The following is a 17,635-nucleotide window of genomic DNA, read 5'->3' on the forward strand; positions in this document are numbered from 1 at the left end:
CCCAACGGGGGTTGCGGGCACGGGGGTCGGGTTGCGGTTCGGTCGGATAACGCGGGTACGTTTCGCGACGGGGGTGTTCGCCGCTCTCTGTACGCTCGGCCTGCTCGCGCCCTCCCCTCGCGGGTACGCCCGGCCGAGCGACCCAGGCGACATCTCGCTCAGCGCGGGGCGGTTGTTCGAGGTGGACAGCGGCGCGGTCAGTGTCTCGGGCACCCACGAACTGCGCCGGTCCGCGTCCGGCGCCTACTCCGTGAAGCACGGCCCGGCTCCGGCGATTCCGCTGACCGCGGCTCCCCGGGGCCAGCACCGGATCAAGCAGTCCGGGTCTTATTCGCTGGTCGGTGGAACGGTTTTCGTGGCTGCGCCGAGGAACGGCGCCCGGCTGATGCTGCGCACCGGCACGTCGGACACCGACCTGTTCGGCCCGCACGTGGTCTGGTCGACCGACGACGGGCAGGTGCGGCAGCGGTACCTGAACCCGGAGGGCCCGGTGAAGAAGATCCTGGCCCGCAGCGGGGCGGCCGGGCCGGTGGCGGTCTGGGGCCCGCGATCGGCCTACCTGGACACCGAAGGGCGGATCCACATCCTCGGGAACCTCGGCTACGAGCGCCGAACCGTCCCGGCCGGTCGCCGGGTCCGGGATCTCCGGCTGAACTACGCCACGCTCTCCTGGACGGCCGACGACGGCAGCGTGCACGTGATGGATCTCGGCGAGGCCGAACCACGCCGGTACAAGCTGGCTCTGCGGCCGCCCTACGCCGTCGAGGGACGCCAAGTCGCCGGGATCGACGCCCAGGGGCGCGTGCGGGTGCAGAACCTGCCGTTCACCCCGGGAAGGCAGGCCCCCTGGCTGATCTCGTCGCAACTGTCCACCGAACTGGAGGCCGGGAAGCCCTGGAAGCCGCGTTTCGACGTGTCCAAGCCACTGACGAACGTGCGCCTCACCCTGCTCGGCTCCGGTTCGGCGCTCGCCACCCTGCAGTCGAAGGCTCCCTTCGGCACCATCGGCGGTTTTCGCTGGGACGGCCGTGACCACTCCGGCCGAGCAGTGCCCCCCAGTTGCTACACCTGGGTCCTGCAGGCCGAGGCGGCCGACGGCAGCGGTCCGGTGATCGGTGACCTGGGACCGGAACCGGGCGGGAGCCTGAACCTGACCCCGGTCGGCGGCTGGCCGGACGGTCTGGGCATGGGCTGCTGGAGCGGGTACTGAAGGCGCTCACGGGCGGATCGGCCGAGCCACCCCTCCCCCGAACACGCCACAGAACTACTCGCCGGTCAGGCCTAGTTTGTCGCACTGGCCGAGAAGACGGGAGACCGGGATGACGGCGCGCACCAGCGGGCGGCGACTTCGCACCGGGGTGGCCGGTCTGCTGCTGGCGACCCTGCTGCCCAGCCTCACCGCTCCCGGCCCGGCGGCGGCCCGGCCCGCCGAACTGACCATCCTGGGCTTCGATTCCGGCCGCCTGGCGGTACTGCGCAATGACGCCACCATCCTCGCCGCACGCCCGGGAGCGCCCCTGACCCAGGTGGCCCAGGCCCGGCTGCGCCAGGGCTGGCGGGAGAACTACACCGACCTGCACGGCCGCGTCCTGCGCTGGACCGAGGACGCGGGCCCCGGGATCACCCTGCACCGGCTCGACCTGGCCAGTGGCCGGGAAAAAGCCTGGCGCACGCCGGAACAGCTGGTCGCCTGGACCCCCCGCGGCTGGATCGGATACCAGAACGACCGTCTGGTGCAGCATTTGCGGGGCGGGGTGAGGCGAGAACTGCTCCAGCTGCCCGCGGGCGGCTACGAGAGCACTCCCTACGTGGTCAGCGACGGTGAGCGCACGCTGGTCTACCGTCACGGGCGCCTGCTGCTGGTCACCGACGACGGGCGCACCACCCAGGCGCTGTACGACGCGGGCGAGGGGCCGAAGTTGCTCTCGGGCATGACGTTGACCCCCAGTTCGGTGGTCTGGAGCCTCGCCGCCGCCCCCGACGGTTCCTCCCCGAGCACGGTGGTGCGCCTGACGCCGGCCACCGGCGAGACCACCGAGATCGAGTCTCCGGGTGAGCTCGCGGCCGCCACCGACGAAAGCATCGCCGTGGTCGCCACCCACGCCTCGGCCTCGCCCACGGCCGACGACCGCCACACCGTGCACCGCTGGAACGGCTCGTCGTGGACGCAGGTGCAGTTGCCGGGGCGGGCGGACGAGAGCGGCAGCCCCGAAAGGATCAGCGGCCCGGTCACTGACGGAACGAGCTTCTACCTGACGGTGGGCCCGGGCATCTACCGGATCCAGGAGAACGCCACCACCCGTCGCGTCGCCAGGAGCTGAGCCTCGGACTGAACGGCCGGTTAACGGTCGGAGTGCGTTCTTGATCAACGGGAGTTAGGCTCGACCGTTCACCCGGTCGGCCACGTGACGATCGCCACGTTCTCAGGCTCTTCACAGCTTCTCACCGGGCTCTCATACTTCCCTCACATTGCGCCATCGGCGCAGTTCAGCGCGTCTGCACCGATTCCGATGAACGACCCTGAGGGTCTCCCGGCGGTGAAGAACCCGCGCCGCCGCCGATCCGGGGCGGTGCAGTAAGGGTTCGAGCGAGTTGTGGCGCCAATCGTGACTTATGCGGTCGACTAGGCTGCCACTCCCCCTGATTGACGCGACCCGACCCGGTGGCTGACCTTGGCCGGCGGTGACGGCTGCGGAAGGTGCGAGATGCTGAAGAAACGCGCGGTGACCGTTGTGGCCGGCCTGACGGTGGCTGTCCTGGCCGCCTGCAGTGCGCCCCCGACACCCAGCGTGAGCAGCGTCGAGGGCGACCAGGCGGCGGTGGCGGCCTCCGGGTCCAAGCCCAACATCGTCTTCGTCCTGGTCGACGACCTTGCCACGAACCTCGTCGAGTACATGCCGACGGTGAAGGCGATGCAGGACGAGGGCGCCTCCTTCGAGAACTACTTCGTCAGCAACTCGCTGTGCTGCCCCTCGCGCGCCACGATCTTCACCGGCCGCTACCCGCACAACACCGAGATCATCACCAACACCGCGGCCACCGGCGGCGGGTACTACATGTTCAAGGGCCGCGCGCTCGACCAGGACACGTTCGCCACCGATCTGCAGGCGGCCGGGTACCGCACGGCGATGATGGGCAAGTACATGAACGAGTACCAGCCCGGCTCCCCGAAGAAACCCTCGGCGAACAACCCGGCCGGCTGGGACGAGTGGGCCCTGGCGGCCAGCGGCTACGCCGGGTTCAACTACAACCTGAACCAGAACGGCGAGGTCGTGCACTACGGCCGGGCCGAGCAGGACTACCTGACCGACGTGATCTCCGAGCGCGGCCAGGACTTCATCAAGCGGGCCGCCGCCGAGGGCGAGCCGTTCATGCTCGAGCTGGCCCCGTTCACGCCGCACAAGCCGTACGTGCCCGCCCCGCGCCACGAGAACCTGTACAACGACCTCAAGGCGCCGCGGGTGGCCTCGTACGACAAGAAGAACAAGAACGCCCCCAGCTGGATGGCCTCGCAGAAGCTGACCGGCCCGCGCAAGAAGAAGATGGACGAGCAGTTCCGTCAGCGGGTGCGCACCACGCTCTCGATCGACGAGATGATCGCCGACGTGAAGGCCCAGCTGCGCGAGAGCGGCGTCGCCGACAACACCTACATCGTGTTCAGCTCCGACAACGGCTACCACATGGGTGAGCACTCGCTGATCTCCGGGAAGATGACGGCGTTCAGCACCGACATCCAGGTGCCCCTGGTGGTGACCGGTCCCGACGTCCCGGCCGGGGTGAAGGTCGAGGACCTGGGCTCGAACATCGACCTGCGCTCCACCTTCGGCGACCTGGCCGGGGCCACGGTGCCGGCCAGCGTGGACGGTCAGAGCCTGGCCCCGCTGTGGAGCGGTGGCACCAACGACCGGCAGCATCTCCTGGTGGAGCACAAGGGGATGGAGGTCGACAAGATGGATCCGGACACCGGCATCTTCCGCAGCCCCATCCCGCCGAACTACGCCGCCCTGCGCCACCGGGACTGGCTGTACGTCAAGTACAACAACGGCCAGCGCGAGTACTACGACCTCACCAGCGACCCGTACGAGATGAACAACATCGTCGGGAAGATCACCAAGAAGCGCCTGCTCACCCTGGACCGCCGGCTCAAGGATGTCCGGCAGTGCGCCGGGCAGGAGCAGTGCACCCACGCCCACGCCGAGCCGGCCTCGGTCTCGGAGTTGCGGCAGGCCCGGAGGCGGGCCAAGGCGAAGGCCGACGAGCTGCTCGAGGAGAGCACCTCGCCCTCGGCCACGGCCACCCCTTCGCCGAGCGCATCGAGCACCCCGCTGGGTGCCGGTCTGCCCTCGGCCAACTGATCTCCGGCTCCCCACCAGGAGTTTTCGGCCGATCCCCATCGGGGGTTCCGGAATTTCACCGGGGCCCCCGGAACTTTTGCCCACGTCCCACATTCTCTACCAGATTAGTAGACTAATCTGGAGTCCCCCTGACACTCTCACCCGCACCGCTACCGCGGTGGCGGCACAAGGAGGTGCGCAACCGTGCGCAACCCGTGGCGGGTCCTGCCCCTGACCGGCTTTCTGATCACCGCCCTGGTGGCCTGCGGCACCCCGCCGGCCACCACGTCGATCGTCGACCGGCCCGCCGAGGAACCGCTCGTCCAGCCGGTGGTCCAGCCCGCCGCCGGCGGAAACGGCGACCCCAACATCGTTCTCGTGCTCACCGACGACCTGTCGATGAACCTGCTGAAGCACATCCCGGCCGTCCGCACGATGCAGCAGCAGGGCACCACGTTCGAGAACTACTTCGTCAACAACTCGCTGTGCTGCCCCTCCCGCACGTCGATCATGACCGGCCGCTACTCGCACAACACCGGGATCTGGACCAACGGCACCCCCGACGGCGGCTACCAGGCCTTCCGCGACAAGAAGCTGGACCAGGACACTTTCGCCAGCGACCTGCGCAAGGCCGGCTACCGCACCGCGATCATGGGCAAGTTCCTGAACGACTACCAGCCGGGCAGCACGAAGTCACCGTCCGGCAACCAGCCGGCCGGCTGGGACGAATGGTCGCTGGCGGCCAGCGGTTACGCGGGCTTCAACTACAACCTGAACCAGAACGGCGAGGTCGTGCACTACGGCCGCAAGCCCAAGGACTACCTGACCGACGTCATCTCCCGCCGCGGCCAGGACTTCATCCGGCGCTCCGCGGCCCGCGAACAGCCCTTCCTGCTGGAACTTTCCACCTTCACCCCGCACAAGCCCTACATCCCGGCCCCCCGCCACGCCGGCCTGTTCAAGAAGGCCAAGGTGCCGCGCGGGAAGTCGTACGACAAGGCGAACACCAACCCCTCGGCCTGGATGCGCGCGCGGAAACTGACCAAGGCCCAGAAGAAGCTGATGGACGAGCAGTACCGCCAGCGGCTGCGCACCGTGCAGTCGGTCAGCGACCTGATCGTCGACATCAAGGGCCAGCTGCGCCGCAGCGGGGTCGAGGACAACACCTACATCGTGTTCACCTCCGACAACGGCTACCACATGGGTGAGCACGCCCTGGTCTCGGGCAAGATGACCGCGTTCGACACCGACATCCACGTGCCCCTGGTGGTGACCGGCCCGGACGTCCCGGCCGGCCAGAAGGTGTCCGCGCTGGGCCAGAGCATCGACCTGCGGCCGACTTTCGCCGACCTGGCCGGGGCCCCGCGCCCGAAGAAGGCCGACGGCCGCAGCCTGGCCCCGCTCTGGCGGGGTGGTACCAACAGCCGGCAGTACGTGCTGATCGAGCACCGGGGCCCGCTGGTCGACCCGAACGACCCGGACCGCGAGGTGTTCCGCAGCCCGAACCCACCGGACTACACCGCCATCCGCGGCAAGTCGTGGCTGTACGTCGAGTACGTCACCGGGGAGCGGGAGTACTACGACCGTAAGAAGGACCCGCTCGAGCGGCGCAACGTGGTGAACCAGCTGTCCCAGAAGAAGTTGCGCAGCCTGCACCGCAAGCTCGAGGCGGCCGAGAAGTGCAAGCGGCAGGCCGCCTGCCTCAAGGCCCAGTCACTGACCTGACCCCCTGGCTGGGCCGGTTCAGCCTTCGAACCGGCCCAGCCAGCGAGTCAGCAGCTCCTCGAGCGTGCGCCTCTCCAGCGGACTGAAATGCTGCAATAGTCGCTGCTCGTTGGCCATGTGCGCGGTGTACGCCCGGTCGATCAGCTCGCGCCCCTGCGGGGTCAGCGCCACCACCCGGCCCCGCCCGTCCACCTCGCTGACCCGCCGCGAGACCAGCCCCGCCTCGACCAGCCGGTCCAGCCGCTTCGTCATCGCCCCGGTGGTGACCATGGTGTTCTGGGCCAGCTCGCCCGGCGCCCGCTCGAACGGCTCTCCCACCCGGCGCAGGGCAGCCAGGACGTCGAACTCCCCCTCGGTCAGACCGAACTGCCGGTACACCTGCACCAGTTCCTGGGTGAGCGCGTTGGCCAGGCGGTGCAGGCGGCCGATCACCGCGACCGGGCTGGAATCCAGATCCGGTCGTTCCCGGGACCATTCGGCCATCACCCGGGCCACATGATCAGGCGTGCTCATCGGCCGACTATATAGCTTCCCGGGAAGCTATATTAGCTTCCATGGAAGCTAACGTCCGCTGGGTGGCGCTCACCGCCGTCGCCCCCATCGTCTTCGGCTCGACGTACTACGTCACCAGCCACACCCTCCCTGCGGACCATCCGTTCTACGGCGGGGCCCTGCGTGCCCTGCCGGCCGGTCTGCTCCTCCTGCTGATCACCCGACAGCTACCCAAGGGCTCCTGGTGGTGGCGATCGCTGGTGCTTGGGGCACTGAACTTCGGGGCGTTCTTCACCCTCATCTACATCACTGCCCAGCTTCTACCCACCAGCGTCGCCTCGACCACCATGGCCACCTCCTCGGTGATGCTCATGCTGCTGGCCTGGCCCCTGCTGGCCGAGCGGCCGCAGGTGTTGGCGGTGGTGGGCGCCGTGGTCGGGATCGCCGGGGTAGCCGTGATGTTGCTGGGCAACTACGGCGGGGAGGGCATCGACTACCGCGGTGTTCTGGCCTCCCTGGCCGCCATGATCCTCTCCAGCCTGGGCGCGATCCTGACCAAGCGCTGGAGCCCGAAGATCAACATTCTGGCGCTGACCTCCTGGCAGCTGATCGCCGGCGGCCTGATCATCCTGCCGGTGGCGATCGCGGTGGAGGGCGCTCCCCCGGCGATGACGGCCGAGCGCCTGGCCGGGTACGGCTACGTCACCTTCGTGGCCACCGCCCTCGGGTTCACCCTCTGGTTCAACGGCCTCAAACGCCTGGACGCCGCCACCGTGGGCCTGATCGGGTTGCTCAACCCGGTGTCCGGGGTGGTGCTCGGGGTGCTCCTGGCCTCCGAGCCGTTCGGGGTGCGGCAGATCGTCGGGGTCACCCTGGTCGTCCTGGGCATCCTGCTCGGCCAGCCGATCGCCCGGCGCCTGCTCACCGGACGGCGCACTGCACCCGCGGGCACCCCCTCCGAGCCCACCTCGGTGGAGACCGGGGCACCCGCGAAAAGGCAGTGATCGCAGGCGGCCTGGGCCCGCGCCGGAGAACCACCGAAGACCTGAGGACGATCGGCGCCTCTGAGTCCTTCGGGTCGCCGTTCGATCTTGGTTGACTTACTCTCGGACGATATGAGCGTCTTGCGTCGTGTGCGGCCGGCCAGCCGGAGCAGGTCTCTCCGGCTCGGTTCGGCCGGCCTGACCGCCCTGCTCCTGCTGTCCGCGTGCGCCTACGCCGAAGACGGCTCGGTGGGCACCGGCCCCGACTCCGGCGGCAGCTCCCAGTCCGGCGCCGACGAGCTGAAGACCGACATCGACACCTCGATCCGGACCTCGGAGAGCTACTGGGAGTCGTTCTTCGAGTCCCAGGGCGGGCAGTTCACCCCGGTCCAGGGAGTGATCCCCTACGACGAGGAGGGCGACGGCGACTGCGGCGGCGAGCCCTTCGTGCTGAACAACGCCTTCTTCTGCCCGGTGGGCAACTTCATCGCCTACGACCAGAACTTCATCGCCGGTCAGTACCAGGCCATCGGCGACGCCTTCGTGTACTACCTGATCGGCCACGAGTACGCGCACGCCGTGCAGGACCTGCTGGGCATCCAGCACCGCCTGACCATCCAGCACGAACTGCAGGCCGACTGCATGGCCGGTGCCTATCTGGGCGACTCGGTCCGGGCCGATGTGCTGGCCGTGGAGGAAGGCGACATCGACGAGTTGCTCACCTCCCTGGCCACGGTCGGCGATCAGCCGGGCATCCCGTGGTTCGCCGAGGGCGCTCACGGCACCGGGCAGCAGCGCACCCAGGCCTTCGCCCAGGGCTACGAGGGCACTCAGGGCAACGGCAGTGCCCTGGCCAGCTGCCTCTCGTCCTAGGATCCATTCTTCCAATAGCTGGATCCAATGGCTAGGGTTCGCTCATGGAGACCGACGGCCCCGATGCGCGCGCAGACCGACTCGAGCACATCGTCCCCGATTACTCAGACCCGCCGTACGGGGCGCGCTACGGCAAGCAACTGAAGGCTTTCCATCGCACCGGTTCTCTGCTGATCCTGGGCGGCATGACCCCGGAAGACCGTGACGGCACCGTGCTGAATCCGGGACGATTGGGCGAGAACCTCACCGTAGAGCAGGGTTACGTGGCTGCCCGTAAGGCTGCCGCCAACTGTCTGGGCATGATCCGCCTGGCCGTCGGCTCGCTCGACCACGTGCTGGCCCCGGTGCAGATGCTCGGTTTCGTGGCCTCCACACCGGATTTCGACCGCCACCACGAAGTGGGCGAAGGCGTGTCCGACGTACTCGCCGAAGTCTTCGGGGAGGCCGGGGCGGTGACCCGGGCGAACATGGGCGTCACCAGCCTGGCCCGAGGCAACTGTTACGAAGTGCTGCTGACCGTGGAGCTACACCCGAACACCCCCTGACCCACAACAAAGGACGCCCGACCTCGGTGGCGAGGTCGGGCATCCTTTGTCTGTTCGAGGGTTTCGGTCAGCCCTCGGTGATCTCGATGGTGCGGGGTGCGGTCTCGCCGGTCTTCGGGATGGAGACCTGCAGCACACCGTCGGCCAGGGAGGCACCGATCCGGTCGGCCGCCACGCCCTTCGGCAGCAGGGTGCGGTACTGGAACCGCCCGGCCCGACGGGCGTGCCGCTGCTCACCGTCTTCGGACTGCGCGTATTCGCCACCGACAGTGAGGGTGTCACCCTCGACGCTGATCTCGATCTCGTTCCGGCGGAAACCGGGCACCTCGAGGCTGAGCACGTAGCCACTGTCGGTCTCGCTCACGTCGGCCAGCGGGCGCCACGGACGCCGGCTCTCGGCCTGCTCGCGGCCCGCGGGACCGAACACGGACTGGACCAGACTGTCGAACTGCCGCTGCATGTCGCCGAACTCACGGAACGGATCCCACCGCACGACCGCGTCGCCCGAACGCACAGGAAGAGCCATTTCGACTCACGCTCCTTCGAAGCATCTCGTTCTCGCGACCCCTCTTCCGGGCCGCACGAAGAAGGTAACGCCGATCGGGCGCCGATGCATTCCGAAGTTGAGCCCTTATCGCTCAACTTTTCGCCCAGTCGGCTGCTCACTGACGTTTGACCAGGTCAAGGGCTTGTTTTGGATTTTGGACGCTGGACCTGGCCCGGGTGCGGAGGGGCAAGATCGACGGGCGAGGGCTGGGCGAGCGGGCTACGGATAGGGCGTGACGATCAACTCAGCCCCCCAGCCGACCGGCCCGGACGAGGCCCACCGGGTGCCGGAAGGGGTCAGCGACGCGACGGTGGAGGCGCTGGGCAAGCTCTCCGAGGCGCTCGAGACGCTGGAGCAGGCCCGAGGGCACCTGTACGCGTTCCACCAGATCACCGGACGCTCGGATCTTCAGTTCGGGGAGGCGGTGGAGGCGCTGCGCACCGCCGGGCACCCCGAGCTGGCCGACCGGATCGAGAAGGAGCTGGTGGGGCACAACGTGATCGCCGGCCGATGGACGTTCCAGGTGGTCGAGGACTACGACGACGGCTACTGGTCGCTGGCCCGTGAGCTGGAACGCACGGCGCGTGAGGAGCTGGTGGGTGGGCGTCGGCACCTGTTCGAGGCCCGGATGAAGGAGGACCGGCGTACCCACGGGCGCGCCGGGCACGAGGCGCGGCCCTGAGGGAGGCTCAGGCCTTGTGCACGTCTTCGCGCCCGTCGCGACGGCGGCCGGTGATGCGGGCGTACTCGACGGACTGCTCGGACGACTGGTCCAACCGGAGGGTGAGCCCGGCCGGGCCGATGTGCAGCACCTCGCCCCAGGTGGTTCCGAGGCGCGCATCGTCTCCGGGCACGAAGTCGGACGGGCCCCAGGCGGAGGCCGACCCCAGCGCGCCGAGCCGCTCTAGAGCCTGCCGCCCGGCTCGGATGTTCCCCGCGAGAACGCGCATCTCTTCTTCGATTTCGAAGCGCTGCGACCGGTCGGCCAGATCAGGCAGGGCCCGGCGCAGCCGCCGCAGCTGGTCCCGTTCACCGGCCAGACGCTCCCTGATCACCGCCGCACGATCGGGCGGGGCCGACGGGCGGGCGAATTCGGTTGCGGAGGAGACCTGCTCGAAGGCGGCGTGACGGCCCTGCCGGACGATGCGAACCATGTCCATGGGTGCGGTGACCGGGCTCGAACTTGGCGTCATCAGATTGCTCTCGATCAAGGGTTGCGGTGGAACGGATCTCACACGCACCGGGAGGGATCCGGCCGAGGCGCTGGCCTGCACGCCGGACGGAGGAGGCGACCGGGTTGCCGAAACAATGAAGTAGCGGACGAATTCCGGGCAGTGGTGCTCACGGTCGCCTGGAAGTTGAGGCTTTGATCATCCTCTTCCATCAGTACCGCCCGACGCAAGTCTTTGCCGAATACCGTCTGACCTGGGCTGATTCTGTGATCGGGCACCTGCGATCCAGTGACGGGAATCCGTGACCGAACGAGATTCAGCGATTGCCGGGCGTATTCGACCGCAGTGACCGCTGAATGCCCATGGGTAGCGGATGTTCGACGCTGGAACTACCGGGAGATCGGAAGAGGTAGACATCAGCTGTCCCGCCGACCGGCGAAGCCCTCGCACGAGCGCGGGGCGCGCCACCTAACGTCAGCCTCGGAGAGGGCCTCCGCTCCCGCAACTCGAAAACAAGGGTTTCGATATAACGACTTGATCTCGGCCGGGGGGCGAGCCGCTGCGGAACGCCGGGCGGTGTTGGTTCGTCGTCACTTCATACCCGCACCTACCACGCGTATCGGCGGCCCCGCGCGAGCGGAATGCCGATTCCGTGTCAGGATGGCAGGTGGCCCAGGCCCGGCGGGACACCGAAGTCAGGACCGGACCATCCGAATCCCAGTCGCCAAGGTGAGAGAACTTTGATCAATTCTGCGGTCGTGAGCACCGGACACGCGATACCGGACGGCGTGATCACCTCGGCGGAGATCGAAGCCCTGGTCACCGAGCGCAGCCCCGGCTTCGCCATGCCGGCCGGCCTGGTCGAGCGGCTCACCGGGGTCGGCGCGCGACGTCACGCGGTGCCCGGCACCACCTCTTCCGACCTGGCCGCGCAGGCCGGGCTGGCCGCGCTGCGCAACGCCGACGTCGACCCGCTGTCGGTCGACTTCCTGATCTACTCCTCGGCCTCGCACGACGTGTCCGAGCCCGCCACCTCCGCGATCGTGCAGCACAAGATGGGCGCGCGGAACGCGACCTTCGCCGACATCAAGAACGCCTGCAACAGCTTCCTCAACGGCCTGGACTTCGCCGCCGCGGCGATCGAGACCGGTCGCGCGCGGCGGGTCCTGGTGGTGGCCGGCGAGGTGCTCTCCCCCACCATCAACTTCTCGATCGAGAGCTCCAACGACCTGCGCAAGAAGCTGGCCGCGCTCACCCTGGGCGACGCCGGGGGTGCGGTGCTGCTGGAGGCCACCGAGGAGGAGAACACCGGTCTGCTGCCCGGGCGCTTCGTCTCCGACGGCTCGAAGTGGGAGCTGTCCACCGTGCTGGCCGGCGGCAACCTGATGCCGCACGACAACTCGCGCTACTTCTTCGAGTGCGACAGCGCGGGCCTGCAGTCGCTGGCCATCGAGCACATCCCGCCGCTGATCGAGAAGTCGATCGACGAGCTGGGCTGGAAGCTCGACGAGGTGAAGCGGATCTTCCCGCACCAGGTCTCCAAGGGCGTCACCCAGGCGCTGTGCTCGGCCATCGGCTACTCCCCCGACCAGGTGGAGTTCACCCTCGACCGGTTCGGCAACAACGCCGCGGCCAGCATCCCGCTGGGCCTCAGCCTGGCCTCCGAGCAGGGGCTGATCAGCAAGGGCGACAAGGTCCTGCTGGTCTGCGGCGCGGCCGGGTTCACCGCCGGGGTCCTGCCGGTGATCTGGTGAGCCCGGAAGTGAGCAGCCCGGCGCACGGGGTCGACCCGCGCTGGGTGCGCAAGGTGCGGGTGGCCGAGGCCACCGGCGCGGTGCACACCTGGCACGTGCTCGACAACCAGGACGTGCTCGAGGCCGAGCCGGTCGGGACGCTGCTGTGCGTGCACGGCAACCCCACCTCGTCGTACCTGTGGCGCCACGTCATCGCCGCCCTGTCCACCGGTCCGCGTCCGTGGCGGGTGATCGCGATGGACCAGCTGAACATGGGCTGGTCCGAGCGCACCGGCGTGCGGCGCCGGCTCGGCCTGCGGCTGGACGACCTCGACCGGCTCACCCGGGCGCTGGAGCTGAAGGGCCCGGTGGTCACCCTCGGGCACGACTGGGGTGGTTGCATCTCCCTGGGCTGGGCCACCCGCAACACCGCCCAGCTGGCCGGGGTCGCGGTGCTCAACACCGCCGTGCACCAGCCGCCCGGCTCGGCCCTGCCGTTCCTGATCGGTGCCGCCCGGCTGCCCGGCGTGCGCCGCCTGGTCACCGCCACCTGCCCGATCTTCCTGCAGGGCACCCTGGCCATCGCGCACCCGTTGCTGCGCCGCCCGGTGCGGGCCGGCTACCTCGACCCGTACCGCACGGCCGAGCGGCGCACCGGCATCGACCACTTCGTGGAAGACATCCCGGTCTCGCCCAGCCACCCCAGCTGGGACGCGCTGCAGAGCATCGTGCAGGGCCTGCCCCGGCTCGCCGACGTGCCCGCGCTGATGCTGTGGGGCCCGCGCGACCCGGTGTTCACCGACCTCTACCTGCGCGATCTGCGCGAGCGCCTGCCGCACGCCCAGGTGCACCGGTTCGAGAAGGCCGGCCACCTGGTCGCCGAGGACGCAGACGTGGCCGGCGCCCTTCGGCAGTGGCTCGAGGACGCGGTGGTGCCCACCCTGGGCGCCTCCGGCCCCCCGACCGCCGTAGGTGCGCAAACATCGTCCATTGTTGGTTCTGAGAGTTCCGAGAGTTCTGAGAACCGCCGCCCCCTGTGGGCGCCGCTGACCGAGCGGGCCGAAGACCTGACTGCCGCCCTGGTGGAGGCGACCGGCAACGGCACCGCGCAGACCGCCAGTTGGCGCACTCACAGCTGGTTGCAGCTGTCCAACGACGTCACGCGGGTGGCCTCCGGCCTGCTCGCCTCCGGCGTCGCCCCCGGCGACCGTGTGGCCCTGCTCGTGCCCCCCGGCGCCGACCTCACGGTGGCGCTCTACGCCTGCGCCCGCATCGGCGCCGTCGCGGTCATCGCCGACGCCGGGCTGGGTCTGCCGGGCCTGCACCGGGCCATCCGCGGGGCTGCGATCAAGCACGTGATCGCCATCGACCGGGGCCTGCTCGCCGCCCGCGCCCTGCGCTGGCCGGGCCGGCGCATCTCGGTCGGCCTGCGGGCCGGCTCGCCCCGGGCCCGCGCCCTCGGCGTCAGCACCACGCTCGAGAGCCTGAAGAACTCGGCCGTCACCGAACTGCCGCCCGAACCGGCGCCGGACGACGAGGCCATGGTGATCTTCACCTCCGGCTCCACCGGCCCGGCCAAGGGCGTGGTCTACACCCACCGCCGTCTCGAGGCCGTCCGCGACGCCCTGACCCGCGCCTACGACCTGGGGCCGGAAGACCGTTTCGTGGCCGCCTTCGCCCCCTTTGCGCTGTTCGGCCCCGCCCTCGGGGTGCCCTCGGTGGTGCCCGACATGGACGTGACCGCGCCGCGCACACTCAGCGCCACCGCGCTGGCCCAGGCGGTCCGCGCGATCGACGCCACCATGGTCTTCGCCTCGCCCGCGGCCCTGGCCAACGTCCTGCACACCTCGGTCGAGCTGGGCGCCGCCGAGCGCAGCGGGCTCGACCAGGTGCGGCTGCTGCTCTCGGCCGGGGCCCCGGTCCCGGCCGCGCTCCTCACCTCGCTGCAGGCCCTGCTGCCCGCGGCCGCCCTGCACACCCCCTACGGCATGACCGAGGCGCTGCTGGTCACCGACGTCGACCTGACCGAGCTGGTGGCCGCCGGCCCGGGCAACGGTGTGCTGGTCGGCCGGCCCCTGCCCGGGGTCGAGGTCACGCTCAGCCCGCTGCAGGCCGACGGCACCGCCGCCATCGCCGAGACCACCGACAAGCCCGAGGTCACCGGCGAGATCCTGGTGCGGGCCGGGCATGTGAAGAACCACTACGACCAGCTCTGGTACACGCAGCGCACCACGTTCACCGAAGACGGCTGGCACCGTACCGGCGACGTGGGGCACTTCGACGCCGAAGGCCGGCTCTGGGTCGAGGGCCGGCTGGTGCATGTGCTCGGCACGGCCGGCGGTTTCGTCACCCCGGTCGGCGTGGAGCAGCGCATCGAGACGGTGGCCCAGGTCAGGCGGGCGGCCCTGGTCGGGGTCGGCCCGGCCGGCGCACAACAGCTGGTCGCTGTGCTCGAGGCCGAGGCCCCCGCCGGGGTGGCCCCGCTCGAGCTGGCCGCCGCCGTGCGCGCCGTGGCCGGCGTCGAACTCGCTGCGGTGCTGGTCACCGACGGCCTGAAGACCGACATCCGGCACAACTCCAAGATCGATCGCACCGAGGTGGCCCGCTGGGCGGAAGGCCGTCTGGCGGGTTCCCGATGAGGGTTCTGGTCACCGGCGCCAGCGGTCTGCTCGGTGGTGGGGTGGCCCGGAAGCTGGCCGACCGCGGTGACGAGGTCACTGTGTTCCAGCGCCGCCCATCGTCTTTGGCCGGTGTGCGGGAGGTGACCGGCGACATCACCGATGCCACCAGCGTCCTCAAAGCAGTAGAAGGAATGGACGCGGTGGTGCACCTGGCCGCCAAGGTCAACGTCACCGGCCCCTGGGCCGAGTACGCGGCGGTCAACATCGATGGGGTCCAGAATCTTTTGGACGCCATTGAGCACGCGGGTACTCCGCGTCTGGTTCACGTGTCGTCGCCTTCGGTGGCCCACCACGGCCACGCCCTAATCGGTGCGGGCGCGGGCCCGGCCGAACCAGAACGCGCCCGCGGCAACTACTCTCGAAGCAAGGCTGCCGGTGAGCAGCTCGCCCTCGCTGCGAATGGTCCCGACCTCGCCGTCGTCGCCATCCGCCCACACCTGGTCTGGGGGCCGGGCGACACGCAGTTGGTGGGCCGCATCGTGCAGCGCGCCCAAGCCGGCCGCCTGCCCCTGATCGGTTCCGGGGCAGCGCTGATCGACACCACGTACATCGACAATGCGGTAGACGCGACGGTTGCCGCCCTCGACCGCATCGATCATGCGCGGGGGCAGGCCCTGGTCGTCACCAATGGCGAACCTCGGCCGGTGGCCGATCTTTTTGCCCGTCTGTGCGCGGCCGCCGGAGCCGAACCGCCCAGCCTGCGCATCCCCTTCGGCGTGGCCTGGCTGGCCGGTGCTGCAGTGGAAGGCGTTTGGGCCGCCGGCAAGCGCCGCGACGATCCTCCCCTCACCCGCTTCCTGGCTGAACAGTTGGCCACCGCGCACTGGTTCGATCAGAAGCACACGCGTTCGGTGCTCGACTGGACGCCTGCGGTGGGGCTGGAAGAAGGGTTCGAGCGGCTGGGCCAGTACTACGCCAGCCACTGATCAGGGGGTGCCGCCCGCCACCCTTCCTCGACCTTCCCGCTTGGCCACGTACAACTGACGGTCCGCCTCAGCCGTGAGGTGCGACAGGTCCGCGGCCGGCCCCCGGTGCAGGCCGAGGCTGATCGAGATGCTCAGCCCGGGTGCCACTTCCGACCAGGGATGCTCGCGGACCGACTTCACGATGGCCTCGGCCCGGGCCGCCCCGATCCCCCGGACGTCCGCGCACATCACCACCACGAACTCGTCCCCGCCCAGCCGGGCCGCCAGGTCGTCCGAGCGCACGTGCGAGGCCAGGATCGAGCCGATCCGGCGCAGCACCTGGTCTCCCACGTCATGACCGAAGGTGTCGTTGACCTGCTTGAAGTGGTCGACATCGACCATCATGATGACCAGCTCGGTCTCGGTGGACCGACGGCGCCGGGAGCTCCCGGGCGGGCCGAGGGTGCGGCGGATCCGCTCCAGGTAGGCGGTGTAGGCACGCCGGTTGCCCAGACCGGTCAGCTCATCGATCAGCACCTGGTCGCGCAGGAACTCGTGCTCCGCCCGGCGCCTCTCGGCATCGATCGCCGCGCGCATCGACGTGAGCCGGCTGAGCCGGGAGTTCCAGCGCAGGGCAACCAGTTCCGAGGCGTAGGTGAGTGCAGCCGGTGGGGTTCCCGGATCGCGGACGGCCAGGTTGAGGGCCAGCAACCTCACGTGCATGGGGACGTTCGGAGTGACCGGACCGGCGCAGGGCCCGGCGAGGCGGGCGGCCCGGGCCGCGTCGCCGGCCTGGTGGGCCCGGATCGCATCGGCCACGGCCAGCATGGCCAGGTTCGGATCGTCGGCCTGCCCTTGAGCCTGCTGGGCGATCATCCGACGGTCGGCCGGTGAGGGGCGCCCGGCCAGGGCGGCGAAGATGTCGGCGAAGGCGTGGACCATCGCCACCCAGCTCGGTGCCCAGCCGTCGTCCAGCGGAGTCAGGACGTCGGGCAGGTGGCGGACGGCATTGTGCGCGGCGGCCTTCCACTTACCCACCTCGGCCAGCGCGCAGGCCTCGTCCACGGCCATGTCGATCTTGTTCGCGTGCACCACCCGCTTCTGCCGGTGCAGCACGTCATCCCAGAGCGGATCGTGGGCCTGCCTGAACAGGGGCTCCAGCAGGGCCAGTTGCTCGTGGGCCAGCGGCCACAGGCCCAGGGCGTGGAAGCCCCCGGCGACCTCCAGCCGGGCGGCCACCCGGTGCACCACGAGACTGTGAGCGCTGTCGAGCAGGATGACCGCGCGCACCAGAGGCTCGGCTCCGACGCGCGCCTCCAGCGGGTTCGCGCCGACCGTCGCGTCGCGCATCGCGGTAGTGGCCAGACCGAGCGCCACCAGAGCCGGATCGCCCAGTTCCTGCACGGTCTGCACCATGGCCCGGACGTGTTCGGAGTCGTCGCGGCCGGCATCACGCTCGAGCAGCGAACGGGCGAAGTGCATCAGCAGGACCACCTCGCCCCAGCCCTGCTCCCGGGCCTGGGCGTCGAGCGCGGCCAGTTCCTCGGACACGTCGTGGTCCTGCGCGGCCTCGATCAGCTCGTAGGCGGCACAAACGGCCCTGGCCTGCTCCTGGGCCGGCATTCTCTCCCATCGGCAGGCAGCG

Annotated in this window: 15 protein-coding genes; 11 read left to right on the top strand and 4 right to left on the bottom strand. The window is 69.7% G+C overall.

Translation table 11 applies throughout. The features are described 5' to 3' along the window. Positions 1–73: 73 nt before the first annotated feature. The 4 genes from LWF15_RS03520 (at position 74) to LWF15_RS03535 (ending at position 6,059) form a co-directional block, all read left to right on the top strand. Entirely contained in the window at positions 74–1,210 is a 1,137-nt protein-coding gene (locus tag LWF15_RS03520; protein ID WP_232808880.1) for a hypothetical protein, read from the top strand. A 109-nt stretch (positions 1,211–1,319) separates the two neighbouring features. Next, positions 1,320–2,321: a hypothetical protein gene (locus tag LWF15_RS03525; protein ID WP_232808881.1), complete on the top strand. Its 1,002-nt coding sequence runs from the start codon at positions 1,320–1,322 to the stop codon at positions 2,319–2,321. Between the two features lie 384 nt (positions 2,322–2,705). Further along, the gene (locus LWF15_RS03530; protein WP_232808882.1) at positions 2,706–4,355 is read left to right on the top strand and encodes a sulfatase family protein; all 1,650 of its coding nucleotides are present in this window, start codon (positions 2,706–2,708) and stop codon (positions 4,353–4,355) included. A 183-nt stretch (positions 4,356–4,538) separates the two neighbouring features. Beyond that, a complete protein-coding gene (locus tag LWF15_RS03535) occupies positions 4,539–6,059 on the top strand; it encodes a sulfatase family protein (protein WP_232808883.1) in 1,521 nt (506 codons plus the stop codon). Between the two features lie 18 nt (positions 6,060–6,077). Here the strand turns inward: LWF15_RS03535 and LWF15_RS03540 are convergent, their stop codons facing one another. Next, positions 6,078–6,572, bottom strand: a complete 495-nt coding sequence (locus tag LWF15_RS03540) for a MarR family winged helix-turn-helix transcriptional regulator (RefSeq protein ID WP_232808884.1) — start codon at positions 6,570–6,572, stop codon at positions 6,078–6,080. A 41-nt stretch (positions 6,573–6,613) separates the two neighbouring features. Here LWF15_RS03540 and LWF15_RS03545 point away from each other — a divergent pair, with 41 nt between their 5' ends. The 3 genes from LWF15_RS03545 to LWF15_RS03555 all read left to right on the top strand — a co-directional run bounded on the left by LWF15_RS03545 (position 6,614) and on the right by LWF15_RS03555 (position 8,952). Then, positions 6,614–7,555 carry a DMT family transporter gene (locus LWF15_RS03545; protein ID WP_232808885.1) on the top strand — a complete coding sequence of 314 codons (942 nt, stop codon included), beginning with the start codon at positions 6,614–6,616 and terminating at the stop codon, positions 7,553–7,555. Positions 7,556–7,666: 111 nt separating this feature from the next. Beyond that, positions 7,667–8,407 (top strand): neutral zinc metallopeptidase, encoded by a 741-nt coding sequence (locus LWF15_RS03550; protein ID WP_232808886.1) that lies wholly within the window; start codon positions 7,667–7,669, stop codon positions 8,405–8,407. Between the two features lie 44 nt (positions 8,408–8,451). Continuing rightward, positions 8,452–8,952: a RidA family protein gene (locus LWF15_RS03555; protein ID WP_232808887.1), complete on the top strand. Its 501-nt coding sequence runs from the start codon at positions 8,452–8,454 to the stop codon at positions 8,950–8,952. Positions 8,953–9,019: 67 nt separating this feature from the next. On the opposite strand, the gene LWF15_RS03560 is transcribed toward LWF15_RS03555, so the two are convergent. Beyond that, positions 9,020–9,478 (bottom strand): Hsp20/alpha crystallin family protein, encoded by a 459-nt coding sequence (locus LWF15_RS03560; RefSeq protein WP_232808888.1) that lies wholly within the window; start codon positions 9,476–9,478, stop codon positions 9,020–9,022. A 253-nt stretch (positions 9,479–9,731) separates the two neighbouring features. On the opposite strand from LWF15_RS03560, the gene LWF15_RS03565 reads away from it, so the two are divergent. Beyond that, the gene (locus LWF15_RS03565) at positions 9,732–10,181 is read left to right on the top strand and encodes a hypothetical protein (protein ID WP_232808889.1); all 450 of its coding nucleotides are present in this window, start codon (positions 9,732–9,734) and stop codon (positions 10,179–10,181) included. A gap of 7 nt (positions 10,182–10,188) precedes the next feature. Here the strand turns inward: LWF15_RS03565 and LWF15_RS03570 are convergent, their stop codons facing one another. Continuing rightward, positions 10,189–10,692, bottom strand: a complete 504-nt coding sequence (locus LWF15_RS03570; protein WP_232808890.1) for a hypothetical protein — start codon at positions 10,690–10,692, stop codon at positions 10,189–10,191. A 737-nt stretch (positions 10,693–11,429) separates the two neighbouring features. Here LWF15_RS03570 and LWF15_RS03575 point away from each other — a divergent pair. The 3 genes from LWF15_RS03575 to LWF15_RS03585 are packed head-to-tail and all read left to right on the top strand — an operon-like array spanning position 11,430 to position 16,011. Next, entirely contained in the window at positions 11,430–12,425 is a 996-nt protein-coding gene (locus tag LWF15_RS03575) for a 3-oxoacyl-ACP synthase III family protein (protein ID WP_232808891.1), read from the top strand. After that, positions 12,422–15,043, top strand: coding sequence for an alpha/beta fold hydrolase (locus LWF15_RS03580; protein ID WP_232808892.1), 2,622 nt, complete (start codon positions 12,422–12,424; stop codon positions 15,041–15,043). Before LWF15_RS03575 ends, LWF15_RS03580 begins: the two co-directional genes overlap by 4 nt. Next, a complete protein-coding gene (locus tag LWF15_RS03585) occupies positions 15,040–16,011 on the top strand; it encodes an NAD-dependent epimerase/dehydratase family protein (protein ID WP_269809565.1) in 972 nt (323 codons plus the stop codon). Before LWF15_RS03580 ends, LWF15_RS03585 begins: the two co-directional genes overlap by 4 nt. On the opposite strand, the gene LWF15_RS03590 is transcribed toward LWF15_RS03585, so the two are convergent. Further along, positions 16,012–17,613 (bottom strand): GGDEF domain-containing protein, encoded by a 1,602-nt coding sequence (locus tag LWF15_RS03590; RefSeq protein WP_232808894.1) that lies wholly within the window; start codon positions 17,611–17,613, stop codon positions 16,012–16,014. Positions 17,614–17,635 lie beyond the last annotated feature (22 nt).

Origin of the sequence: Kineosporia rhizophila (genome assembly GCF_021277265.1) — a bacterium.
Lineage (GTDB): Bacteria > Actinomycetota > Actinomycetes > Actinomycetales > Kineosporiaceae > Kineosporia > Kineosporia rhizophila.